This window comes from Clostridia bacterium, assembly GCA_034926675.1.
Classification (GTDB): Bacteria; Bacillota; DTU025; order DTU025; family DTU025; genus JAYFQW01.
The window spans coordinates 15,514-38,878 of sequence record JAYFQW010000057.1 but is presented as its reverse complement, the minus strand read 5'-3'; the positions used below and the strand labels follow the sequence as shown (position 1 = coordinate 38,878).

General features: G+C 58.4%; 19 protein-coding genes. 8 read left to right on the top strand and 11 right to left on the bottom strand.

Annotation, left to right across the window (positions count from 1 at the left end; all coding sequences use genetic code 11):
- Positions 1 to 332 precede the first annotated feature (332 nt).
- Positions 333 to 758: a hypothetical protein gene (locus VB144_12555; protein ID MEA4884459.1), complete on the bottom strand. Its 426-nt coding sequence runs from the start codon at positions 756 to 758 to the stop codon at positions 333 to 335.
- Positions 759 to 776: 18 nt separating this feature from the next.
- Positions 777 to 1,043: a hypothetical protein gene (locus tag VB144_12550; GenBank protein MEA4884458.1), complete on the bottom strand. Its 267-nt coding sequence runs from the start codon at positions 1,041 to 1,043 to the stop codon at positions 777 to 779.
- A gap of 5 nt (positions 1,044 to 1,048) precedes the next feature.
- Here VB144_12550 and VB144_12545 point away from each other — a divergent pair, with 5 nt between their 5' ends.
- The 8 genes from VB144_12545 to VB144_12510 all read left to right on the top strand — a co-directional run bounded on the left by VB144_12545 (position 1,049) and on the right by VB144_12510 (position 12,431).
- Complete coding sequence (locus VB144_12545) at positions 1,049 to 1,594, top strand: DUF4277 domain-containing protein (protein ID MEA4884457.1); 546 nt, start codon at positions 1,049 to 1,051, stop codon at positions 1,592 to 1,594.
- A 33-nt stretch (positions 1,595 to 1,627) separates the two neighbouring features.
- Entirely contained in the window at positions 1,628 to 2,692 is a 1,065-nt protein-coding gene (locus VB144_12540; GenBank protein MEA4884456.1) for a hypothetical protein, read from the top strand.
- A 1,797-nt stretch (positions 2,693 to 4,489) separates the two neighbouring features.
- A complete protein-coding gene (locus VB144_12535) occupies positions 4,490 to 5,899 on the top strand; it encodes a sigma-54 dependent transcriptional regulator (protein ID MEA4884455.1) in 1,410 nt (469 codons plus the stop codon).
- A gap of 146 nt (positions 5,900 to 6,045) precedes the next feature.
- On the top strand, positions 6,046 to 7,539 hold the full coding sequence (locus VB144_12530) for an aldehyde dehydrogenase family protein (GenBank protein MEA4884454.1): 1,494 nt from the start codon (positions 6,046 to 6,048) through the stop codon (positions 7,537 to 7,539).
- Positions 7,540 to 7,593: 54 nt separating this feature from the next.
- Complete coding sequence (locus VB144_12525; protein ID MEA4884453.1) at positions 7,594 to 8,934, top strand: APC family permease; 1,341 nt, start codon at positions 7,594 to 7,596, stop codon at positions 8,932 to 8,934.
- Positions 8,912 to 10,288, top strand: coding sequence for a glycine/betaine/sarcosine/D-proline family reductase selenoprotein B (locus tag VB144_12520; protein ID MEA4884452.1), 1,377 nt, complete (start codon positions 8,912 to 8,914; stop codon positions 10,286 to 10,288). Before VB144_12525 ends, VB144_12520 begins: the two co-directional genes overlap by 23 nt.
- A 2-nt stretch (positions 10,289 to 10,290) precedes the next feature.
- Complete coding sequence (locus VB144_12515) at positions 10,291 to 11,607, top strand: glycine/sarcosine/betaine reductase component B subunit (protein ID MEA4884451.1); 1,317 nt, start codon at positions 10,291 to 10,293, stop codon at positions 11,605 to 11,607.
- Entirely contained in the window at positions 11,607 to 12,431 is an 825-nt protein-coding gene (locus tag VB144_12510) for an iron-containing alcohol dehydrogenase (protein ID MEA4884450.1), read from the top strand. Before VB144_12515 ends, VB144_12510 begins: the two co-directional genes overlap by 1 nt.
- Before the next feature lie 94 nt (positions 12,432 to 12,525).
- Here VB144_12510 and VB144_12505 read toward each other — a convergent pair whose 3' ends face one another.
- The 9 genes from VB144_12505 to csaB form a co-directional block, all read right to left on the bottom strand.
- Positions 12,526 to 13,908, bottom strand: coding sequence for a divergent polysaccharide deacetylase family protein (locus tag VB144_12505; GenBank protein MEA4884449.1), 1,383 nt, complete (start codon positions 13,906 to 13,908; stop codon positions 12,526 to 12,528).
- 2 nt (positions 13,909 to 13,910) lie between these two features.
- Positions 13,911 to 15,194, bottom strand: coding sequence for a PDZ domain-containing protein (locus VB144_12500; GenBank protein MEA4884448.1), 1,284 nt, complete (start codon positions 15,192 to 15,194; stop codon positions 13,911 to 13,913).
- A 23-nt stretch (positions 15,195 to 15,217) separates the two neighbouring features.
- Complete coding sequence (locus tag VB144_12495; protein ID MEA4884447.1) at positions 15,218 to 16,537, bottom strand: S41 family peptidase; 1,320 nt, start codon at positions 16,535 to 16,537, stop codon at positions 15,218 to 15,220.
- 65 nt (positions 16,538 to 16,602) lie between these two features.
- On the bottom strand, positions 16,603 to 17,829 hold the full coding sequence (locus VB144_12490) for a peptidoglycan DD-metalloendopeptidase family protein (GenBank protein MEA4884446.1): 1,227 nt from the start codon (positions 17,827 to 17,829) through the stop codon (positions 16,603 to 16,605).
- Between the two features lie 33 nt (positions 17,830 to 17,862).
- Positions 17,863 to 18,741, bottom strand: a complete 879-nt coding sequence (gene ftsX / locus VB144_12485; protein MEA4884445.1) for a permease-like cell division protein FtsX — start codon at positions 18,739 to 18,741, stop codon at positions 17,863 to 17,865.
- Complete coding sequence (ftsE, locus tag VB144_12480; protein MEA4884444.1) at positions 18,731 to 19,417, bottom strand: cell division ATP-binding protein FtsE; 687 nt, start codon at positions 19,415 to 19,417, stop codon at positions 18,731 to 18,733. Before ftsE ends, ftsX begins: the two co-directional genes overlap by 11 nt.
- A 125-nt stretch (positions 19,418 to 19,542) precedes the next feature.
- Positions 19,543 to 20,478 (bottom strand): transketolase C-terminal domain-containing protein, encoded by a 936-nt coding sequence (locus VB144_12475; GenBank protein ID MEA4884443.1) that lies wholly within the window; start codon positions 20,476 to 20,478, stop codon positions 19,543 to 19,545.
- Between the two features lie 8 nt (positions 20,479 to 20,486).
- Positions 20,487 to 21,344: a transketolase gene (locus VB144_12470; protein MEA4884442.1), complete on the bottom strand. Its 858-nt coding sequence runs from the start codon at positions 21,342 to 21,344 to the stop codon at positions 20,487 to 20,489.
- The gene (gene csaB, locus VB144_12465) at positions 21,344 to 23,329 is read right to left on the bottom strand and encodes a polysaccharide pyruvyl transferase CsaB (GenBank protein ID MEA4884441.1); all 1,986 of its coding nucleotides are present in this window, start codon (positions 23,327 to 23,329) and stop codon (positions 21,344 to 21,346) included. Before csaB ends, VB144_12470 begins: the two co-directional genes overlap by 1 nt.
- Between the last annotated feature and the right edge of the window lie 36 nt (positions 23,330 to 23,365).

Genomic DNA, 23,365 nt, shown 5'->3' with positions numbered 1-23,365 from the left:
CCTGGGCGCCAGGCAGGTCGACCTCGAGCGGACTATCCCAGTATCCGTAGACCACTCCGTTCGGCGTCTGAGTCGAATATCCATAAAGCATCTCCTGACCTGCGGGGTCGATCATGCGGGTGACCCGGTTCAGCAGGTCTTTGTGTAGTGTCCGAGAGCATCAGTGCGCGTCTCGGCCCAAACTGCGCCTGACGAGTCGCCCCAGCACACGTCAAACACGGTCGCAGCGAGGCTGCTATCCGGATAGATTGTCTTGATCCTGCGCCCAAACCTCGGCAGCGCGGCTGGCCTTCGCAGTTCGACGAATCCTCCGAGCGCGTCATGCTATTCTGTCAGGAGACAGCTTCTTTGTCCCACTCCGTTCCGGGGAAGTAGATTTGACAGCAACCAGACGTCTCAATGATATCTCCTGGAGCAATTTCCTCTGACCCATCCCGGTTGTCCACATCTATCAACATCCCACAATCCACTCTGAACTCCGTAAGCGACATAACGTCTACGACTTGCCCTCGAATGGTTGCTGTATCAAGGCTCGGTGATGTAACAAATGCCTTCTGAGCAACATCGGCCTTAACGGCATGACCCCACACATGCCACAGATCAACTACGATAACTGCGCCGGGCGTCAGCTTCTCCAGAGCGAATTCCATTGACGTTTGGTAATACACACGAAGACTCTGCACCAAGATCGAGATGGTGACATAGCCGTCGTAGTAGTCTGCATCATCAAGTCTGCAGACTGTTGCTTCATATTCCACCGCTGCATCCCTTCTTCTCTATTTCATTCCCCGAAAATACTCCAGCGAGCCTGGTATCACGGTCTGCAGTTTGCCGTTGAACACTATCACGATTACGTCATTGAACCAGTACGCCGTCTTGCCGCTCTCCCACATTCGCACCGATCCGCCGAGTCTATCGATATTGTTTACAATGTTCAAAGCGATTTCGGTGAACTTAGCGAACCCTGCCTTAGCCCATTTTCCGCAGTAGAAAAGGCTGAATCCTCGGAATCTTTCCAGAACATTCTGAGAAGGTACTGGCAACGCTCATGTCGAACATAGCCTCGATACAGAAGCGGGGGGGCGGCATGGCGCTCAAGAATCCAAAGAAGCAGCACCACGGCACCTTCAACCCGTATCCATCGGGCGTTTCCACGAGGTGCGAGTCGAAGGTCATCGGGAATATCTTTCTCCTGAAACCGCTCTTGGCTTTGCTTGGCCTCGAGGATATCGTAGACAGCGTTTGTCCCCTTGCCTCCAATAGGGCCAGCGTATCGGTAGGCGAGGCCTGCAAGATCCTCGTCCTAAACAGGCTCATCTCTCCCGGACCGCTGTACAGAGTCGAGGATTGGGCAGATCACGTATCCACCATTGACCTTTTCGGGATACCTCCCTACCTGCTAAATGATGACAAACTGGGGCGTTGCCTGGAACTTCTGGCTACGTACTCAGGCGACATGGAGACGTTGCTCTGCCTCAAGCTCATACGCGACTTCGGGGTTTCCCCTGACCTCGTGATATGGGACAGCACATCGTTCTACTTCGAAGGCGCGTACGACGACTCCGGGTTCGTAACGTTCGGATATGCTGTATAAGGGAGTACCGACGCCAAGCGCGTCCGCATCGGCATGTGTGTGGACGCCGGCACTGGCATACCCCTTGCTAGCAGCCGAGAATCAGGCAGAAGACCCGATTCCGAGCTCGTCGTCGATAACCTTGAGACCTTGAAAGCCACACTCAGCAAAGCGGGTCGCGCCGACTATGTTGTGGTAGCAGATAGGGCTCTTGCAAGCGTGAAGAACGTGTTCCTGCTGGACTCAAAGGGCACGAAGTTCGTAGCCCCAGCCGACGATGACGACTGCTATACTGGGCTGATCCTCGGGACGAGCGACGATGAGTTCCGGGAAGCGGACTACAGGTCCAAGGACGGCGAGCCCTTCTTCATCGCTGAACGAGGCATTTGCCTCCATCGGAAGCTTGATGGCGAAGAACGGCAGTACGAGTCCGGCTGGTTTCGTGCAATCGTCATCAAGAGCCCAAGCAAACTCAAGGTCGACGAGATGAAACGATCCAAAGAGACGGAGACCGTCGACGCCTGGCTGCGTGACGTTCGCGACAACAAGATAAACAAGCGCCGCTACAAGAAACTCGAGTATGTAGAAAAACGGATAGACGCTTTCTTCAATCGAAACATCTACAACCCCAAGGTGGGAAGCGACGGCAACCGTCTCGACTTCAGTTGGTCCATGGACGAAGAGGCCATGCAAAGACTCATTTCGCTGGGTGGCAAGTACGTGGTGATCTCAAACCAGATGGATCCCGTCGTTAGCGCCGCCGACATATTCCGCACTTCCAGAGGACGAAGCCATATCGAAATGCGGATGCGGCGCCTCAAAAGCCAGCTCAAGGTGAGACCCGTTTTTCTCGAATCGGAGATGCGGATAAAGGGGCTGGCGTTTGTTACGAACCTAGCCCTCGTCGTCTATTGCCTCCTCGAGCACATACTGAAACTGGCCGGCATAGATGAATCCGTCCGTGAGCTGTTCCTCGATTTCGACCAGATCGCCCTGACCAATGCCAAGTTGCCCAACGGCGCCGAGGTAAGCCACGTTGAAAACGCCTTGCCCTTTCACTACCGTGCCCTCGACAGACTTGGACTCCTGATCGGAGAGTACCGTCGCCCTCAGGGATGACTGTGTTCCATCCCGTGTCCTGTAGCGACTAGTTCGATGGACCCCTACTGTGGATAATGGGCTGAGGCTGCCCTCAGGAGCGGGTATCCGTATCGCGGATATAGTCTCTTGCTCCTTTACGCACGTCCAGGTGCACTGATCCGGTTCCCAGCGCATCATGCGCGCTGTACCACAAAAGCAGGCGTAGATCGGTTCGTCAGACAGCGACTGTTCTGCCCACTGAACGACGCCCTCCAAGAAACACCGGTATGTCCGTCCTTCGATTATGTAGGCATCCTCGACGCGCGAACACGCCTGAGAACCAGCTTCCACTTTCCACTCGACAGATACACTGACGTCAGGCTTGCCGGCCGCAGCCATCTGATTGCTATAGACTCGTTCTATCACAAGATCGAATCCGTTGCGGCCGGGGAGCACCAGGTCTTTCTGCCTCACGATGAGCGCTCCGGTCTTCGGGTCTATCGTCTCCGAGAGGCCCTCGAAGTAATGATTGAAGGGAGACATCTTCCTGCAGTCATACATCGCGGAAGGATCAGCAATCGAGGGTGTTCCTTTTTGAGCTGGATGGTCACTCTTCTTTGTACGTTGTCGTCTATAACGATGTTCACGCATGCCTGAGCGGCGAGATCCTTCAGGACGACGCGGATATCCTGAGACACGACATCGCATGAGACTGGGGTGTCATAGGCAGCACAGGTCGGAGACGACTGCAGGAGAAGCACGACGAGGGAGAACGCCGCTATGGACAGAAGGGCCCTCGGACAAGAGCGGTAACCGATGCGACGCATTCAACCGCCTCCGTTCGCCTGGTGACTGAGGAACTGTGGGCTACATGCTGGCCGAGGCTGCGTTGATTCCTGACATCCGAGACGAAGCGGGAAAACCCCATACAGTGGGATGCCGTCCAGTACAAACCTGAAACGTTCCCAATTTCCTATGCATTCGTTACTCGCGTAGTGGTTCCTTCTGATGAATATCGCGAAATCACGAGATGCTGGGCATCTGGCTCACGCTCCAGCTGAAGCTAGCGGGTTGTTCTGAATCCTGCTTGGAGATCAACTGCACCTTGAGGTGGTATCCGCAGTGATCACTGTGGCCGCCAACCCCGGGCCTGTCGCCTCCCCAAGGCGCCCATGCCTGCAAAAGAGGAATGATCGCGGGCGCAGCCGGAATCCGCGTGCAGGACTCCACGGCAGCGGACGCAAGCAGTACGGTTCGAAATCCATTACTGTTCAGAAGCCTTGATCATGAAGGAGGCGAGTGGACCCGTTCGGCGCTTTTCTTCACACCTCGGGATTCAAGGGGTTCAGTGTCGATCAAACCGGAACCTGCCGTCGTTGCTGCTGAACGTCCAGGGCTTGGGGACGAGTGACACGGAAAGGAGAAGCAGGTTTGTCCTGAGATGGTATCCTGCTATAATTGGGGCAGAAAGCTATACGGGTCGGAGGCCATGGTCATGCGACGCCAGGCGCTGCAGATCATCGACTCTATCGATACAGAAGGCTTGATCCTGACTGAACCCGACGGCGTCATTGTGCATGCCAATGAGTGCGCGCGTGGGCTCTTGGGCCATGATTTACCAATGGGCAGCTGCATTCAGCGCACCGTTCTTCACCGCAAAAGCGCCTGGCTGGGGCACAGGGCTGGGCCTGGCAATATGCTGCCGCGAGATCGGACGGCGCCGCGGGTCCATTCGTATGCCTAGTCGACCGGGGCAGGGTTCGAAGGGCGCTATTGAGCTGCCTCCGGGCAGTTCCATAGCACAGCCAGGGGCAGACGACGGGAGGCAAATTCCGGATGAGCAGGGCCAAGATCATGCTTGTAGACGATGAGCCTGACTTCCTACACTTTATGCAGCTCAGCCTTGCTGATTGTGGCTACCAGGTTCAGACCGCAACAGGAAGCGCTCAAGCCTACGCCATCATGGCCTCATCGGACTTTGACGTGGCGGTGGTAGACGTACGCATGCCCACGATGAGTGGAATCGAACTGATGGAATCCGTAAGAACACAGGGCTTTGCCGGACAGGTGATCGTGTTGACAGGGCACGGCTCGATTGACGGCGCAGTGGAGGCCATGCGCAAGGGGGCCTTCACGTATCTTACCAAGCCCATTCGCCCCGACGATCTCGCCCTCGAGATCGACAAGGCGCTCCGTCTCTCTGAGGTCACAAGCGAAAACAGGCGCCTCAGGGAAGAGTTGGCGGAACTCACCGGCGGGCAGGCTCTTGTGGGAAGCTCAGAGCCTATGATGAGGGTTCGTCGACTGGCAGCCGCAGCGGCCGCCTGTGATTCACCCGTTCTCATCACCGGGGAGAGCGGCACTGGCAAGGACGTGGTGACTAGGGCTATTCACGCATTGAGCTGCCGGCACAACTACAGGCTGGTCAAGGTCAACTGCGCAGCAGTGCCCGGCGACCTGTGGGAAAGCGAAATGTTCGGCCATGAAAAGGGCGCCTTTACTGGAGCCGTCGCTCGCAAACAGGGAAAAGTGGAACTGGCCGCAGGCGGCACGTTGTTCCTCGACGAAGTTGCGGATATCCCTGCACCAGTGCAGCCCAAGTTCCTGCGCGTCCTCGAAGACAAATGCTTCGAGCGTGTCGGAGGCACTTCCACAATCAGCGTGGACTTCCGCCTGATTTGCGCCACCAACCGCGAGCTGGAACAGGAGGCAGCAATGGGCCGATTCCGCGAGGACTTGTACTACAGAGTGTGCGTGATCCCCATCCATATGCCAGCCCTACGAGAGCGCCCCGACGACATTCCCGCGCTCGCCGTCCATTTCGCCCACTCCTATGCAAGGGAGATGAACAAGCGCGTGAACCTCGCCCCTTCAGCACTGGAACTCCTCAGGCAGCAGCCTTGGCGGGGGAATGTGCGCGAACTCAAGAACGTCGTGGAACGAGCCATGGTGTTCGCGCAGTCAGATGTGATAGACGAGCTAGAGCTGGCAGCGCACCTATCAGGCCCCCCGCTGGGCTCCTCGCCGTCTCTGACGCAGTCGGCCAGCTGCCCGCCAGAGGATTTGCCCCTGAAGCAGGCGCTTTCCCAATATCAGTGTTCCTACATCAAACTGGCCCTGGCCAGGCACGATGGGAATGTGACCCGTGCCGCGGATGATCTGGGGATTGCCAGAGAAACCCTTCATCGAATGCTTCGGCAGATGCGCGACCACGACGACGGCTGCTCCTGTGAGGATGATGTGTGACGCCTAGGTCACACATGTGACGCTCTGTCCACAAGTGGTTTCGCTCTCGCCCGCCATCAGCTCACTTCTACGCTCTGCGATAGCTGGCACGCATGTTGCAATGGTAATCCATCAGCCTCAGTTGTGGCTGAAAGGGAGGTTCGAGCATGCTTGATCCGCAAAGCGTACTCAAGCGCGAACCCTACAAGATGTATGTTGACGGTGAGTTCGAAGCCTCAGATTCCGGCAAAACCTTCGACGTGGTCAGCCCGGTAACCAACAAGGTGATCGCCACGGCCTACCAGGGCAGCCAATCAGACGTGGAACGCGCAATATCTGCAGCCCGGCGCGCATTCGATGATGGCCCGTGGGGCCGCATGACCCAGGCGGAACGAAGTCACCTCTTGCTGCGTGCAGGGGAGATCCTTAAGAAGCGTGAAGACGAGTTCATAGCCATAGAGGGTCTAAACTGCGGAAAGCTCTGGCCAAGCCTGAAGTTCTATGAACTGCCCTCCGCCGTTGACGCTTTTCAATTCGCCGCAGGCAAGGCGCGCTGCCTTGAGGGCAAGGTAGTGCCAGTAGACGGCGGTGGGCACTATCTGAACTACGTGATGTGGCAGCCGTGTGGCGTGGTAGCCGAGATCCTGCCCTGGAACGGCCCGCTCATGATGGGCTGCCAGAAAGTCAGCATGATTCTGGCTGCCGGAAATACGGTAGTGATCAAGCCGCCCACCTGGGCGCCCCTATCCATGCTGGAACTGGCTTCGGTATTCCACGAAGCAGGGTTCCCTGAAGGTGTCGTGAACGTGGTTCCGGGCCCTGGCTCAAGCGTTGGAGACGCCCTCGTGAGAAACCCACAGGTGGACATGGTGTCGCTCACTGGAGGCACCGAAACAGGCAAACAGATATTTGCATCTGCCGCCGACACCGTAAAAAACGTAGCGCTGGAGCTCGGTGGAAAGAGCCCGAACATCATATTCGACGATGTGGACATCAGTAAAGCCGCCAAATGGGCATTCTTCGGGTTCACTCTCAACTCCGGCCAGGTGTGCGTGGCTGGCACAAGGCTGATACTGCATGAGGCCATATACGACAGATTCATCGACGAGCTCGTCAACCTGTGCAAGCAAGTCGTGCCGGGCGACGGCTTCACCCCCGGCGTGAACTTCGGCCCCATGATCTCTCGCGAGCATTGCGAGAGCGTATGGCGTCACATTGAGCAGGGAATCGCCGAAGGCGCCAGTCTAGTTACTGGAGGATTCCGCTACACCGACCCAACACTGGCCGCAGGCAACTTCATACCTCCCACCATATTCGCCGATGTAACGCCCCAGATGAGCATATTCCGGCAAGAGATCTTCGGGCCCGTGCTATGCGTGAGCAAGTTCAGCACCGAGCAGGACGCGGTCGAGCTGGCCAACGCCGTCGACTACGGCCTGGCTGGCGGAGTGTTCACCGGCGACGCAAGGCGCGCGCAGCGCGTGGCTGAGAAGATCAAAGCTGGTCAGGTGTATGTGAACACCTATTACAGCAAGGGCATCATGGAGTCGCCCGGAGTGGGCTGGAAAGCCAGCGGCGTTGGAGGTGCGGGAATCACAAAGTACATGCACCCGAAAACGGTATTCGTTGAGCTCGAAGACGGCACTGTTCCGCCCATGTAACCCGGCATACTGCAGCGAACCTATTCACACCGCATTTGAAGTGGAGGAACGAACATGAGCGGATCTGAAGAGTCGCAACTGCGCACTGGAGTTCTGGGCCTATGGGAATGCGTGATGATCGGCGTCGGCGGCATGGTTGGAAGTTGCATATTCACTCTCTCTGGCGTGACCTACGGTCTTGCAGGCCCCGCGGCGCTCGTGGCATGGGTCATCGCAGCGGCCATCATCATGCTATATGCGCTAAACGTAGCCGAGCTATCAAGCAGGTTCCCTAAAGCCGGCGGTTTGTACGCATATCCTGCTGCTACCTTGAGCAACAACCCCCTCATTCAACAGCTACTAGGCTGGCTCGCATCGTGGTCATGGGTTAACGTGACAGTTCTCGGCACATCGTTCGGCGCCATTTTCGTTGCAGGCTATCTCGATTCCATAATCCCCGGCGCCAAGGATGCCGTTATCCTCGTAGGCGTGATCGCGATAGTGTTCTGCTGGGCCGTGAACTACCTGGGCATAAGCCTGATGGGAAAGACCAACCTGGTGCTCACCGCCCTGCTCATGGTAGGTTGCCTGGCGTACAGCTTCGCGGCCTTCCCCCACGTCGATCCCGCGAGCTTCTCGAACTTCTGGACTTCGGGAGCCATGGGAAAGAGCGGCATCATGACTTCGATTCCCATGGCTATGCTGGCCTACGGCTCTGTGATAGCCATTGCCAGCCTGGCCGAAGAGGCCAAGGAACCGCGCAAGACCATTCCCAAGGCCATCATGATCTCCCTGGGAATGACCACCGTGCTCTACCTGATCATGCTAATCGCCACGTTTGGAGTGGTGTCGTGGAAGCAGTTCACGCCTGATTCCTTCGCCTACTACGCACCGATGCAATTTGCTGCCACCGTATTCGCACCGGAAGCAAAGTGGGTAAGCCTTGCAATATCCATCTCAGCACTGTTCGCAATAGTCACCACAATGCTGGTGCTCGTGATGAGCTGCAGTCGCACTCTGATGGGAGTCAGCGAAGGCGGCCTGCTTCCCGCAGCGTTCAGGTCAGTCAACAAGAATCAGGCGCCCGGCTTCTCGCTTACCGTTTCCGCGCTCGCCGCCGCAATTGTCGCCTGTTTCCCACAGTTCACCATGGAGATCATCGGCACGGGCTCGCTGTGCTCAGCCATATTGGTGGTACTCATGGCCGTGTCGCTGATTGCCGCCAGAATACGCAATCTGGGAGCTAAAGGCGCATATCAGGTTCCTGGCGGAATCGCGCTGCCGTTGCTTACCATAGTAGTAGTCGTTGTGAACCTAGTTAAGCTACCGGCCGCCTCCTACATGCTTGGGGGTTGGTGGCACCTCATTGGCCTGGTGATCTTCGCAGTGGGCCGTGCAGGTTCAGCAAGAGCCTAGAACGGAGCTGATATCATTGGCAGACAAACTAAGAGCTTTGTGTTACATCAACCAGTTCTATGCCGGTATTGGCGGTGAGGACAAGGCTGGCATTGGCGTAAACTTGTTTGAGGGCGCCAAGGGCCCATCCATAGGCATGCAAGCCATGTGGCGTCAAGAGATGGAGGTAGTCGCCACCATCGCGTGCGGCGACAACTTCGCCAACACCGAAACCAGTTTTCCTCAACTCGCTGCCGCCCTAACTGAAGCGGTTGTTAGGTTCAAGCCCCATGTGTTCATCTCGGGGCCAGCCTTCAACGCCGGACGCTATGGAGTCGCGTGTGCACGAACCGCCGAGTATGCAAGCTCGAAACTTGGAATTCCCAGCGTTACCGCCATGCATCCTGAGAATCCGGCGGTTCCAATGTTCGTGAAGCACAACTACATTGTCGCAACGCCTGAAACCGCAGCCGGAATGGCAAAAGCTCTCCCACCCCTTGCAGCGCTAGCGCTCAAACTTGCACAGGGCAGGCCCATAGGCGCCGCCCTGGACGAAGGCTACATCCCTACCGGGCATCGCAGAAACGAGTTGCACCAGCTCATCGGGGCCACGCGTGTTGTGAACACGCTCATGGCCAGGCTCGCGAACGCACCGTTCGTCACCGAGATACCCATACGCACGTTCGAAACCGTACCCGCCGCTCCTCGAGTGACCGACCTCGGGAACTCAGTTATAGCCCTCATCACCACAGGCGGGCTCGTTCCCCAGGGCAACCCCGACAAGCTCAGGCAGGCGTTCTCCACCACTTACGGCTCGTACTCGTTGGCGCACCTATCCGCAATGACAGCCGGCGACTACGAGTCTATTCACGGCGGTTATGACACCACCATGGTAAATGCCGATCCCAACCGACTGGTTCCTCTGGACGCCCTCAGGCAGCTTGAGGCCGACGGCGCCGTCGGCGGCGTGTGGAACATGTTCCTCACAACCTGCGGCATAGGCACCAACGTTAGCAGCTCTGTGTCTATTGGAGAGCGTATGGCGGCACAGATCAAGCAGGCAGGGGTTCGCGCAGCCATACTCACGTCCACCTGAGGCACCTGTACACGTTGCGGTGCAACGATAGCCAAAGAACTCGACAAGGCCGGAATCCCCACTGCCCAGATCACCGCATTCACGTCCATCGCCGAGAACGTCAAAGCAAACAGGATCGTGTTCGGGGGGCACTTCACCAGTCCTGCAGGCAACCCAGATCTTCCAGCCCAGCGTGAACTGGCCTACAGAAAACGTGTTGTGGAAACCGCGCTCAAGGCGTTGGCTACGGATGTGCCGGTGCCAACGGTGTTCACGGTGGACGAAGGGAGGGAGGCTTGAGCATGGCCACGACAATGAACCTCACGAGAAACAATTACGATGTGAAGCACGCAGTATGGGCCGACAGGACCGACCTACGCGACGGCCTTCTGCGGATCAACCGAGCCGAAATTGAGAAACTGGTAAAACCCATTCTGGACGGGGTTGCTCAGGCCAGTTTCGACCTAGTCGCCCCCGGAGAGAACACTCGGATAATCCATGTGCTCGATACGATACAGCCAATGCACAAGCCAGAGGGCAATGCATATCCGGGAATCATCGGCCCACCCACTACCACCGGCTCAGGCGCCACCAATCTGCTCAGAGGATTCGCAGTGATGGAGAGTGCGCCGCTGCCATGGGAATCGGCCAGCACAAGCAGCGGATTGCTATATCCTAGAGACGCGATAGTGGACATGACTGGCCCAATATCCGAGTACAGCCCCTTCTCCCACACCAGCAACCTGGTGATCTGCTACAGCTTGGTCGAAGGCAAATCATCAGCTGAGTACGACGCAGCCATAAGGCAGTCGGCAATGCGAGTAGCCGACTACCTGGCGAGGGTTGCCGAAGGGGCCCAGCCGGATCAGGTTGAGCACTTCTCAATCGACGGTGCAGCCGACGACCTTCCCAAAGTGGTACTCGTATGGCAGTGCCAAAACCAGGGCGTGTACGCAAACACGCTGCTCTATGCGCACCCCATTGATAATCTGACGCCCACATGGCTGCATCCCAACGAAATGCTAGACGGAGCCGTGGTGAGCGGCAACTACGTTTGGCCAGCCTTCAAGGTTCCCACCTATCTTCATGCGAACCACCCGATACTGCTCGACCTCTACAGGCGCCACGGCGTAGACCTGAATTTCAGGGGCGTGGTGTTCAGCCGCAGCCATAACCCAACCCACTGGCACAAGGAACGCTCAGCCAGTTTCTGCGTGAAGCTGGCCCACATGCTCGGCGCTGATGGCCTGGTGATGGCGTGGGAAGGCGGAGGCAACGCTGCGGTAGACGCAATGCTCACCATTCAGTATGCTGAAACATCAGGCATCGCTGCCTCCGCCATCACGTTCGAATTCGGGGGCAAAGATGGCACTGAAGGCGACCTTCTTGTAGACAGTGTGCCTGAGGCCATCGCCATCGTGAGCGGCGGGAGCATTGAGAAGACAACATCACTGCCTGCAGTGGATCGTGTGGTGGGTGGAGATGTGCTGAGGCTCAACAAGGAGTCGGGAGGTTGGTTCCCGGAGGCGACGGATGCGATCACCTTCGACACAACCACGCACATCTACTGTTCTGGCAACCAGTCAGGCCACGGCAGGCTATATGGAGCTGCATACTAATGAACGCAAGATTCGTGAACGCACCCTTTGCGTGTGGTAGAGGTTGTCTGAGCACGCTGCCTGAGGTTTCAGGGAAACGAGTGGCGCTGTTCATCGATTCGCGCGCCCTGGGGCGCGAGCGGCTCAAGGCCGTAACTTCCGGCCTTGAGCAGGCGGGTATCGCCTGGCAGCTTGTGGCCGACATCGGCGGCGAACCCAGCATCCACGATGCGCTGCGACCACTGGATGAGATGGCCGTGTTCAAGCCCGACACTATCGTAGCCATTGGCGGAGGTTCGGTACTCGACACCGCCAAGGCCTCGTGGGTGTTCTATGAGCATCCCGGGATAGGCCTAGAAAAGGCCTTTACTCCCTTCGCCATACCTGGCCTGGGCGACAAGGCAAGACTGATAGCGGCGCCGACTACCAGCGGCGCCGGATCGGAGACTACGTGTGTGGCAGTGCTGATAGACCCCGACACTCGAACCAAGCGCCTGATGATGTCGAGTGAACTCGTTCCCGACCTGGCAATACTAGATGCTGACCTTGTAGATTCCATGCCAGCCAAAGTAGCAGCCTACTCCGGGCTAGACGCATTGAGTCACGCATTGGAAGCAGCTACATGCACAGTATCGTCGGGGCTTGTAGTATCCGTGGCTGTGCAGGCAGCACTGGAAGTATTCGGATGGCTGCCCATATCAGTGCGGTCGCGACCTGGCGAAGGCGAATTCCACGTTCGCTTGAAGCGGCAGGCATTGACGGACACGCATTCGAGTCGTGCATTGATAGCGCGCTCGATGCAGGCCTCACCTCAGGTGCGGCTATGCTCAGCCCCAAGCGTCTGACCGAGTCCCTAGCCCGAGAAATCCTGATGCATGCCTGGTTGGGAACAAGATAAGACCTGCCAACGCAGCGACCGCCGACGCCAACGGGGTCATTCTAATGAACCGGGTCTTCAACCGAATCCTGGTCTGTCGAGGCAGTTGCTGGGGTCGGCATCGCGGGGGTCAACGATGTGGCGGCAGGCTGCGCGTCCGGCAGAAGCGGGGGCGCCGCCGCCTCAGGTTGTGCCTCAGGCGCGGTTGCAGGCGTGGCTACAGGAGTGCTCGGGGGCGTGCTCGCGGGCGCAGCTGCGGGCCTCGGCGCCTCAGATTGTGCTGTGGATTTCTCCGAAGTCCCCGATTTCCCCGGCGCCGCCGCCATGCCGTGCGCCGCGGGCGCCAGCTTGTCGATGGTGACCAGCTCTATCCCTGCAGCGGCAAGCTCCGGAAGCACTCGTTGTATTGCCCGAGCCGTGGCAGGTCTCACATGGCCAATCGCAGCAGCGGATCCCCTTGCCATGGCGATCCGAGCCACAACCCTGATGGAGTCGATGACGTAGTCCTGGGAGTCGATATGATCGAGGAACCTCACGTTCTCCAGAACCTGGATTCCCATGCCCTGCGCGACCTTGCCCACCACAGAATCACTAGTTGTTCGGCTATCGAAGAAGAAAAGCCCACGACCGTACACTTCTTCGAGAACCACTCTCATGGCCGCTGAGTCCTGCGTTACGCGTGAACCCATGTGGTTGCTGACGCCTATCGCCCCGGGGACCAGGGCCACGTTCGACGACAGGATCCGCCTGATCGCGTCCGCGTCCATGCCGGCAAGAAGCGCCCCTCCGCCCGGGTTCTTCGTGCGATCAAGCGGTTCCATGGGCTGATGGACGAGCACTGCGTAACCCCGCTCCGCAGCCATGTTCGCCTCTCTGGCAGCATATCGTCCCTGCGGCAGAATGGAGACAGTCAGCGGCGCTCGTATGTTCATTATCTCACTCGTGCCGGCGACGCCCCCGCCAAGATCATCGATCACTATCGCAAGCCGGCCTCTCGGCGTGCCATCGGGCCTTGGGCCGGAAGCCGGAAGAGGAGTCTCCTTTGCCTCGTAGTCGGTGCGGATCGACGGCACGTCTCCAACAGCCTCTCCTTTGACAACTCCAGCATCAGCGCTATCCATGTCGTCACTGTGTTTTGCGCCTGCGTGCGCGTCGCTGGAATCCATCAAGCGAGTCACAGGGACCACACTGAAGGAATCGCCTGATTCCGCAGCCGTCTCCGAGTTGGCGTCGCCGCTCATTGCCTTGCCTTCGTACGTGCGTTCAGCGGCATCGGGACTACCGGCATATTCTGAACTTTCGATCTCTGTTCGACGATCCTCCTGCTCGGCCCGGGGAGCGCCATCATGCCCACCCCCGCCAGCGCCTCTGCCTCCGCATCCTGACGCAATGAGCGCAACGCATGAGAGCACGACGACAAAACAGGCAAAACTGATTTTCCGCATTCCTACAGCCTCCGAGTGCGCCCCCGCACACGAATGAACCTGATCAGTAGAGCAATTAGCCCCGTCTTCTCAAACTGCAGTGCCTGGAAGGACCCCTCTCGGGGGACTAGAACCACACCTATCCCAGCTGAAGCCCGCCTTATCTGGACTGTCTTCTGGGCAGGCGGCCCTCCTGGAGAGGGCGATCTCAAGTCGAGTATCACAGTATGTGGAACAACGCTGATGGCCTCAATGAACTCGCCGATGGCCGCTACGGGCTGGCAGTTCACCGCCTCAATTACATCGCCTGACCGCACCCCCGCAGCCTGTGCCGGTGACCCGGGCATTACGTCCAGGATCATCAGTCCGGACGGGCCGCTCTGGAAAATCGGCGAGCCTTCCATCTCAGTCCGCCGGGCGAGATATATGATTAGCTCGTGCCCGATCGGCGAGAACAGCGCCGCCGCCCACTGCAGCGCCGGATACTTCCCTGACAATATCGCTAGGCCCAGGAGCGCCAGGCTGAATGCCGCGGACGTGGCAGCGGTCTCGGTGGTCTTTCGCTCTGGCGTCCTGGTGTAGGTGACATCCCCGTAGCCCGCCACCGCCGTAATCGCCAGTACCAGGTACACAGCTTCAGCGCCCAAAGGGGGCAGAACGGAGCTGCGAATCAGAGGCCACCAGTCAGGCATCTTCAGCATGTCTACTGGCAGATTAGCGAACGGCAGATAGAGCAGATACCCAATGGCCATTGGCAGAGGCCAGTACTTCTGCATCATGAACCCGCCCATCGGCCTGCCATCTCGGTCAGCCGCGAACACCGGTATGGCGTCCTGAGCGCCAGTGGACCAGATGAGCCCGGCTTCCACCAGGTGAAGCACTCCAACAAGCGACATCACCGCCGGGATATCCACCTTCGGCCAGCCGAACGCCAGCGATGAGAGGGCGACTATCCCGCCTGCATACGCGAAGCATATCAGCCTCATGTCGAAAAGCGCCAAGGCCAGAGCGATCATCCAGATGAACTCCAGACCCATCTGGTCGATTGATGCTCCAAGCAGGATGAAGACGAAGCTTCCGACAAGCCCTCCTACAATCCCCTGCCCAAGCGCGAACATCGTCCGCACGAGAGCGCTGCCCCTTGATCTCCTGAGGGTCTGCTCTTCGAGCGTACACACCCGCCTGTACTGTGAATAGACAACGAAGAGCACTACCCAGAATGCGATCATAGTGGGAGCATAGCTCAGAATAGAGACCATGCTAGCCACTATGATGCTGAACACCTGACCTATAGGAAATGAAAGCAACTTCAACACTCCGCTCTGAAGCTCTACGCGGCGGGCCTGGCTGACGCCATTGGCCGTATCTGCTCCTCCAGAATGTCCAAAGCGCGCTTTAGCTGTGGATCGAGGGCGGGGTCGAGACGGAGCAAATCCTCTGCGGTATACGGACCAGAAGCCGGCGAATTCGCCTTGGTCTGCTGTTTCATGAGCTTCTCCAGCTCTTCAGGGGACAAGGGTTCGACAACTTCATCAGGAGCAATGGGGGTATCGGGCGTTATCGCCCTGCCGGCCGCGGTAAGGTAAATCTGGGTGGTCACGGCCAAGCCCGATCCGTCCGAAAGCGGGAACAGCGTCTGGACGAGGCCTTTTCCAAAGGTCGGCACGCCAACAATCGTTGCCACATGGTTGTCTTGAAGAGCGCCTGTGACGATCTCCGATGCCGACGCAGTGTACTCGTTCACCAGAACCACCATGGGCAACTCCGATACGCGGCTTCCCACAGTGTTCATGGTCTTCTTCTGAAGATCCCTGCCCTGCACGTGCATGACCGGCCCCGCCGGTATGAACTTGCTCGCGACTTCTACTGCCTGGGACACGAGGCCTCCGCCGTTGTACCTCAGGTCGAGAATGAGGCCTTTCATTCCCTGTCGCTCCAGCCTGAGCACTTCCGACTCGATCTCCGCTCCCGCCCTCTGTGAGAACGTGCGAAGCTCGATATATCCAATCCCATGTTCCTTGTTCAGAATGTAACCACGTGTAGCAGGGGAATCGATGATGTCCCTTACAATGTCGACTTTAAAGCGATTCGCGGGATATGGCCTATCTATCGTCAGCACAACCGAGGCGCCGGGCTCTCCGCGCATCATCGAAACCGCGCGATCCAGAGCCATGCCCTCAGTGGAGACTCCATCGATTTCGACGATGCGGTCGCCAGGGAGAAGTCCTGCTCTGAACCCTGGGGTCTTATCGATAGGGGTGATGATCGTTATCTTCTCATCCCTGATTCCCACAAGAATGCCAACGCCGCCGAACACGCCCGCGGATTCGTCCTTGAGAGACTGCCAGTCCTTGGGACTCATGTACCTGGTGTATGGGTCGCCCAGCGCTTCAAGCATCCCACTGACAGTCCCCTTGGATAGGTATGCCTGCATCAGCTTGCCGACGGACACTGGCTTGTAGAACTCAGATCTGACCAGATATACGGCCTCGATGGCAGTTCGAACATCCCTGAACTTCGGCTGCTCATCAGTAGCCCCCTTAACCGGATCGCCAAATGCCGCCGGAGCAAGGAACGCACACCCTACAAGGAGGGCCACGATGGCCAGGACGATCCCGGCAACCCTCCTCACGCCCCGAGATGAAGCCATAGTTCCACACCTGCTTTCAATGGTTCATACATCGTATGCACCCTGTCCACCACTTCGAACTTGCCCTATCTAGCTGGGAGCCAGTCGAGGGGATTCTTAGGTTTCCCGTTAAGACGCACTTCGAAGTGAAGGTGCGGGCCGGTGGCAAAGCCGGTTGAGCCCACCTTGGATATGGTGTCGCCCTGAAGCACCGTCTTCCCCGAGGAGGTCGTGAGGGCGCTGTTGTGTCCGTAGAGCGTCGAGAGACCGTCTCCGTGGGCGATGATCACCGTGTTCCCGTACCCGTTTATCCAACCGGCCAGAAGCACGGTCCCCGAGGCAGCCGCTGCCACACGGGTCCCGGTCCTTGCCGCAATGTCGATCCCGGAGTGAAACCGTCTATCCTTGAATACGGGATGCACTCTCCACCCGAACTCAGAAGATATCCGCCCCAAAGTGGGCCACACGAACTTACCGCGCCAAACGGGAGCGCGCCCAGATGCGGATAGTTTCGCCTGCATGTCCCTGATCGTCCGCTCTAGCTCGCGTGACTGCCGTTCCTCCTCAGCAAGCTCTCTCTCCCATTTGCCCTTCTCAGCCTGCACACGCTTTAGGTAATAGGCACGGTCGCTCATCGCTTCCTGAGCCGATTTCTCCTCACGCTTCAGGCTTGCAGAAAGCAGCGCGATCTCTTTCTTCTTCTCCTCTAGGCTCTCCTGGCGCTTCGCAATGGAGGCCTTTCTCTCCTCGATCTGGTCCCGTTCCTCCTTGACGCGGGAAAGCACTCCCGAGTCCTGCTGGATTATCATGCCCAGGAACTCGTACCTGGTCACGAAGTCGGAGAAGTCCTCCGCGTTCAAGAGCAGTTCGAGGTAAGTTCCAGGCCCGAGCTTGTAGATTTCTGTAAGCCTGCCGCCCAACCGCGCAACCGATGCCTGATAATCATCTGTCGCGGCCGTGAGCGCCTTCTCGGCGACGGCCAAATCCGCCTCTGCCTTCACCAATTGCTTCTCTGCGTTCTTGAGCCTGGCATCGGTGTTGGCGATGCTATCTTGAAGATCCTCCAGCCTAGCCTCTACCTTCTGAAGAGCCGCCAGTGCGTTCTTCTCTTCCTTCTTGTACTTCGTGACCACGCCTCTGGTCTTCTCTATCTGATCATTGAGATTCCCCAGAGCGTTCTCTTTGGAGGACAGATCTGAAGGGCTAGAGCTTGCCGTGGTGAAATCCGCCGACAGACCCAGCATGACCGTGCACATGATGCAGACGGCTAGAATCGCCCTAGGGAGAGCGCTACCGCGCAGTCCAGATTTCATCGCATGCGAAACCTCCATGAACTTGATTCCAGCTCATACTCGGAGATGGCGTTTCGTGGATATGGCGCTTCCTGCCAACCCGACTACTCCTCCGAATGTAAACAGTGCGAGCACAACATACCACATCCTCGCGACATCGCGGACCAGTGGAATAAACGGGGCAACAGCCGCAATCCATCTGGAAAGGCCAAAGCAACCCCCATACACGACCGCCGCAGCCACGATTGAACCGATAACGCCTATGGAGATCCCCTCGAGCACGAAGGGGAATAGTATGAACGCGTCAGTAGCTCCGACAAGCTTCATTATCTCTATCTCACGTCTCCTGGCAAACACCGAGAGTTTGATGGTGTTTGCCACTATGAGACTCGCGCCGATGGCTACAAGGATGGCAACCACGCCGGCGACGCCCCAGATGATCTTCAATGATTTCAGAAGCTTCTCAACATACTGCTGCCCATATCTGAGATCCGCCACTCCGTCAAGCTTCCTCAGGGCCTCTGCCACAGACGAGACATCCTCGGCCTTCCGGAGCGACACATCGAACGACTCGGGGAGTGGATTCGCGGGGAGGTCATTCAATATGGAACGGTAATCCGCGAGCTGCCTGCCAAGGCGCTCGAGCGCCTCCTGCTTGCCGACGTAGTCCACACTCCCAACTCCTGGAGTGGCCCTTATGGCCTTGCCTAGACCATCAACCCGGGCCTGGGCGAGGCCCGGAGCGAGGAAAACCCGTATCTGCACCTGTGTGCGAAGCTGGCGTCCCAGATCAGTGAGGTTCACGGCTGTCACCAGGAACGCCCCAAGCAGGAACATGCACGCGGCAACTATCGCGATACATGTTATTGCTGGGGTCTTCTTGAGATTCCGGATAGCCTGCAAGCTCAGGGTCCTGACAGTCCTAGGCTTCATGGCAGTAGCTCCCCCGCATCTCGTCCCTTATGATCACGCCGCCATCCAGCTGTATGACTCGCCTCTTCATCCGATCTACGATGACCTGATTGTGGGTTGCCATGAGTATGGTGGTGCCACGTCTGTTGATATCGGATAGGAGGCCCATGATGTCCATTGAGGTATCCGGATCCAGATTCCCCGTGGGTTCGTCCGCTACTAGGATGAGAGGGTCGTTGACTATGGCGCGCGCTATCGCAACCCGCTGCTGCTCTCCGCCAGACAGTTCATTCGGCATCGCGGATGCCCGGTGGGAGAGCCCCACCATCTCCAGCGCCGTTTGCACCCGTCTGGCTACGTCCTTCGGCGGGGCCTCGATCACCTGCAGAGCAAAGGCAACGTTGTCGCCAACTGAACGGTCGAGCAGGAGCTTGAAGTCCTGAAACACCACACCGGTCTTGCGGCGCAACATCGGGATCTCATGCCATCTGAGCCTGGCGATATTCCTGCCAGCCACAAGCACCTGCCCGCGAGTGGGAACGGCGCCGCGGTACACCATTGACAGCAGCGTGGATTTTCCTGCGCCGCTCGATCCTACTATGAAGACGAAGTCCCCCTTGGAGATGCTCAAGTCCACCCCAGCGAGGGCTCTAACGTTGCCCGGGTATACTTTGGTTACGCCATACATGTGCACCATCTAGATCTACGCTCCCGCACGGCAGGCAAAGCCGAAGGCTTTACCCTGCACTTTCACCTGCGGTACTTCTTCTCACATCCCTCGGATTCCTGCCGCAATCGGCTGGAAAACGTGGCAAACCAGCTCTATCTGTGGGAACGAGTGACTGCAGCCTGAGCCGCACTTGCGATATCCTCTGCCGTAAGGCCGAAGTGCGATAGCAGCGCCTCGGGCTTTCCCGATTTGCCGAACATATCGCGGACCCCAACCCTGACCACTGGCACAGGCACGGAATTGCACACGCATTCGCATACTGCTCCGCCCAACCCGCCGATTATCGAATGCTCCTCGACTGTGACTATCGCGCCCGTCTCTGCCGCAGCTTCCGCAACAGCCGCCTCGTCCAAGGGTTTGATGGTGGCCATGTCGATGACTCGTGCCGATATGCCCCGGCCTGCCAGGAGATCAGCCGCGGCAAGCGCCCTCGGGGTCATGTAGCCGCAGGCGATCAAAGTCACATCACGGCCATCGCGAAGCCGTTCCGCCTTACCCAGATGGAACTCATGGTCCGGCTGGTATATCGCAGGCGAGGGCGCTCTGCCCAGTCTGATGTAGAACGGGCCATCTGTCGCAGCCGCGGTGTTCACTGCCCATGCAGTCTGAACGGCATCTGAGGGAACCACCACAGTCATCTTGGGCACAGCGCGCATCAGGGCGATATCCTCAATAGACTGGTGTGATGCCCCATCCTCACCCACAGTGAGTCCAGCATGTGTTGCGCATATCTTCACATTCAACCCAGGATAGCATATGCCGTTTCGCACCTGTTCAAATGCTCGGCCGGTTGCGAAAATCGCAAAGGTGCTGGCGAAGGCGATCTTGCCGGTGGTCGCGATTCCGGCCGCCGTACCCATCAAATCCTGCTCTGCGATGCCCATCTGGATGAAGCGCTCGGGGAACCTCTTCGCAAACTCGAAAGTCATCGTGGATTTCGAGAGATCTGCATCCAGAACCACCACATTCGGGTTCCTCGCGCCCAGGTCCAAAAGCGCACGGCCGTAGGCCGCCCTAGTAGCGATCATCTCAGCCATTACGCCTCACCTACCTTTGCGGAAGCGTTAAGCTCTGCGAGGGCCGCCTCGACCTGCTCAGGTTTTGGGGCAGTCCCATGCCAGCCTACCTGATTCTCCATGAAAGACACACCCTTGCCTTTCACGGTCTTGGCCACTATCACGGTGGGCATTCCCCGAGTCGCTCGCGCCTCCGAGAGCGCACCCATGATGGCGCGAATGTCGTGTCCGTCTATCTCGATCACATGCCAGCCGAATGCTGCAAACCGCTCGCCTATCCTGTTGATCGACTTCACCTCTGCGATGGGGCCGTCTATCTGCAGCCCGTTCCAGTCCACAAAGGCAGTGAGGTTGTCGAGCTTCCTGTGAGCCGCCGTCATGGCAGCCTCCCACACCTGCCCCTCCTCGAGTTCTCCATCTCCGAGCATTACGTATACTCGCCAATCCGCCCCGTCGATCTTGGCGGAAATGGCCATTCCGCACGAGGCCGAGAAGCCCTGTCCGAGGGAGCCGGTGGACATTTCCACACCCGGAGTGCCTCTCATGTCCGGGTGGCCCTGAAGATGGGAGCCGAGCTGCCTGAGCCCTGCGAGGTCCTCCCGCGGGAAGTATCCTGCCTCCGCGAGCGCCGCATAGAGTGCAGGCGCCGCGTGGCCCTTTGAGAGCACGAACCTATCCCTTTCAGGCCAGTGTGGGTCATCAGGCCTTATTCGCATCTCGTTGAAGTACAGCACCGAGAGGATATCTGCAGCTGATAGCGACCCGCCCGGGTGCCCTGAGCCTGCTTCTCCCGTCATCCTGATCACATGTTTGCGAATCTCCCGCGCCACCGCCGATATCTCCTCGGGGCGTGAGAGGGTCTCTCTTCTCAATGACATCAGTCCCTCCTACCCTTGCGAAACGCCTCGCCGATCGCTGCCAACATGAACACAGGAAGCGCAGTCATGCGCTTGGCCCTGCTAGGCTCGGTTACGAGGCGATAAAGCCACTCAAGGCCAAGCTTGCGGAACACCACAGGAGCCCGCTTCGTGTTCCCCGACAGAACATCAAGGGACCCCCCAACTCCAATCCATACAGCAGCCGGCGCAGCGTGTCGCGCCTTTGCAATCCATTTCTCCTGTTTTCCCGCTCCCATTGCTACGAACACTACGTCGGGATGCGCTGCCGAGATCATGTGCAGCACTGTGTCTTCACTGGAATCCTGGAAGTAGCCGTGGTGCGTGCCGACAATCGAAAGGCCCGGGTTGGCCTCCCGCATCTTCTCGGCTGCCTGCTCGGCCACGCCGGGCTTGGCGCCGACGAAAAAGAACCTGAGCCCCACACGTGCATCTGCATCCGGCCCGGAAACGCCCAGAGCCCCAGCTTGCATCAGGCGCGTGGCAAGCTCTATGCCGGCCACCCTGCCTCTGGGTTTCGACCCCGTCAGTTTCAGCCCCAACACGACTCCTATCCCATCCGGCGCCACCAGATCTGCGCCGCGAATTGCCTCCATGAGCGCCTCATCACGTCCTGATGCCAGAGTCATCTCTGGGTTCAGCGTCACAACGTGGCCGCCTTCCCCAGATTCCGCAAGCCTCATGCACCGGGCCACGGCCTCATCCATATCGACGCAGTCCACCGGCACTCCCAGAAGAACGGCCCTGCGTGCATCTGCATCTCCTTGGCGTGCATCCTTCCTGCCATCCTTCTCCACACGGGATTCCCTTGCCTTACCCATGACAGGCGCCAAGGCAAGCTCCGCCCCCTGCCGTCCTTCGCGCTCAAGTTCGGGCCGAATCTCCGAGAGCAACTGCCTGATGCGGGCCCGGTCAGCCCATGCCAGCGACACCACGCGGAACAGCTCATCGCCTGAGGCATTGGCCGGCGCTACGTTAGGATTCCCAACCCGCTCGCTGACGGCCCTCACCTTGGGATCATAGTCGATGGCCACGAACGGAACGCCAGCTGCGGCTGCAAACACCAGGGAATGGAGCCTCATTCCGACAACCAGCTCCGCCTGGGCAATCATGGCCAGAACCTGCTGAGGTGGAATACCACACCCTATGACAGCCGGAGGTCCCGAACTCACCTTCATCAGTCCAGCGATCCTGCGGGCGAGCGGCAGATCGACGCCAGGTTGGAACGCCAGGAACACAGGACAAACTCCGAGCTCAGATGATATTCTGTCCACACACGCAGCAAGCTCGGCTTCTCTTCCATCAACGGAAGGCCATGGCCTGAAGCAGAACACAACGACAGGCCTGCCGGAAGCCTCACGTGATTCGGTCCACTCTGCAGGCAATGAGCAGCCCTGCGCCGGTCGGAGAGCAAACGCCGGGTCAGTCACGAGTGCTGGTTCCGGCCTCACATGTCCGAGCCGCCGAAGGAGATCGCAGGAGCCCTGATCTCTAAGCGTTATCACAGACGCCCACGACATCACCTGCCTGACCAAGAGCCGCGAGAACCCGGAATTCAGCGGGCCAATCCCCTGTGCATACACAGATGCTGGCCTGCCAGATAACCTCGCCAAGGTGATGATCCCAAGGTAGTATGGGACCGAGAGCGCGCCGGTCACATCCTGCAAAAGGCTCCCGCCTCCACTCACTAGGATGTCTGCACGGCGTATCTCCCTGATTATGGCTGGAAGGGACGTCCTGGGAACCGCGCTGACTCCGAAGGCCTTCCTGGTGCTATCAGGATCACCCGATAGCACAGTGCACTCGGCGTGCGGATCAATCTCCGCGAGGTGCTGCAGGAATGCGGCCAGGACTGCCTCATCGCCGAGGTTTCCCATGCCATGGTATCCGGAAACCAGAACGCGCATTCCCAACCCCACCCCGATTCCGTATAGTCTCTCGGTATCTGTGCATCGATTGACGTCCATTCACGCGAAGCAGCCACCCACATCGTGCCGCGACCC

Coding starts and splice junctions, on each gene's coding strand:
- ftsE (MEA4884444.1), bottom strand. CDS start 19,417: ATGGTGCACATGTATGGCGTAACCAAAGTATACCCGGGCAACGTTAGA.
- VB144_12510 (MEA4884450.1), top strand. CDS start 11,607: ATGAACGCAAGATTCGTGAACGCACCCTTTGCGTGTGGTAGAGGTTGT.
- VB144_12515 (MEA4884451.1), top strand. CDS start 10,291: ATGGCCACGACAATGAACCTCACGAGAAACAATTACGATGTGAAGCAC.
- csaB (MEA4884441.1), bottom strand. CDS start 23,329: ATGGACGTCAATCGATGCACAGATACCGAGAGACTATACGGAATCGGG.
- VB144_12545 (MEA4884457.1), top strand. CDS start 1,049: ATGTCGAACATAGCCTCGATACAGAAGCGGGGGGGCGGCATGGCGCTC.
- VB144_12530 (MEA4884454.1), top strand. CDS start 6,046: ATGCTTGATCCGCAAAGCGTACTCAAGCGCGAACCCTACAAGATGTAT.
- VB144_12540 (MEA4884456.1), top strand. CDS start 1,628: ATGTGTGTGGACGCCGGCACTGGCATACCCCTTGCTAGCAGCCGAGAA.
- VB144_12490 (MEA4884446.1), bottom strand. CDS start 17,829: ATGAAATCTGGACTGCGCGGTAGCGCTCTCCCTAGGGCGATTCTAGCC.
- VB144_12475 (MEA4884443.1), bottom strand. CDS start 20,478: ATGATCGCTACTAGGGCGGCCTACGGCCGTGCGCTTTTGGACCTGGGC.
- VB144_12505 (MEA4884449.1), bottom strand. CDS start 13,908: ATGCGGAAAATCAGTTTTGCCTGTTTTGTCGTCGTGCTCTCATGCGTT.
- VB144_12470 (MEA4884442.1), bottom strand. CDS start 21,344: ATGTCATTGAGAAGAGAGACCCTCTCACGCCCCGAGGAGATATCGGCG.
- VB144_12535 (MEA4884455.1), top strand. CDS start 4,490: ATGAGCAGGGCCAAGATCATGCTTGTAGACGATGAGCCTGACTTCCTA.
- VB144_12495 (MEA4884447.1), bottom strand. CDS start 16,537: ATGGCTTCATCTCGGGGCGTGAGGAGGGTTGCCGGGATCGTCCTGGCC.
- VB144_12525 (MEA4884453.1), top strand. CDS start 7,594: ATGAGCGGATCTGAAGAGTCGCAACTGCGCACTGGAGTTCTGGGCCTA.
- ftsX (MEA4884445.1), bottom strand. CDS start 18,741: ATGAAGCCTAGGACTGTCAGGACCCTGAGCTTGCAGGCTATCCGGAAT.